Here is a 585-nt window from a genome sequence, read left to right as displayed (position 1 = left end):
CAAAGAAACGAGAAAAAGACAAAAAGCCTTTAAATTCAGTACGTAGAGATGTGATTGTGGTGTGCAATGAAAGGTGGTTTTAAGCGTTGAAAGGCTGGGCGGCATCAGGGTGAGAAATAATAGCGAACGTTCTACGTTTAGAAACTTCGCTTAGAAAAGGTGTATTTGACATGAAACTGGTCTTCTTTGATGTCTGAATGCCTGCTGAAAAGCAAGCACGCTTTTTGTAGATTCAATTTTGCGCGGTATTCTCGCTTATTATTGCTTTAGGGGCAACTTCCCGAGTAGTACGTCTAGTTAAAGAAGAGATAACTCATGATGATCGCGTCTTCTTTTCCATTGCCTGTTTTGGCTGGATAATAATCATAACGACGATCCACTTCGTTAAAACCAGCTTGCTCATAAATATGAATCGCAGGATGGTTACTTTCTCTTACTTCTAGCCACGCGCTGTCTGCTTTGGCTTGCTCACAGTGATTCAGAAAGGCATCCAATAACTTTTGACCGTAGCCTTTTCCTTGTAGAGCAGGGGCAACCGCAATATTGAGTAACGTAACTTCACCCACAATATTTTGTGCATAAAAG

At 41.2% G+C, this 585-nt stretch carries 1 protein-coding gene and 1 pseudogene; both read right to left on the bottom strand.

Annotated features, from left to right (window positions below):
* Positions 1–94 precede the first annotated feature (94 nt).
* Positions 95–172: pseudogene (locus R7Z47_RS27185) on the bottom strand (peptide chain release factor 3); the annotation flags it as partial.
* 121 nt (positions 173–293) lie between these two features.
* Positions 294–585 (bottom strand): ribosomal protein S18-alanine N-acetyltransferase (gene rimI / locus R7Z47_RS25975; protein ID WP_318130915.1); only part of this gene is annotated, 292 nt, incomplete at its 5' end.

Source organism: Vibrio sp. 1641 (assembly GCF_033339995.1).
GTDB classification, from domain to species: Bacteria; Pseudomonadota; Gammaproteobacteria; order Enterobacterales; family Vibrionaceae; genus Vibrio; species Vibrio alginolyticus.
The sequence above is the reverse complement of the archived record's forward strand: the minus strand, read 5'-3'. Positions and strand labels throughout refer to the sequence as shown.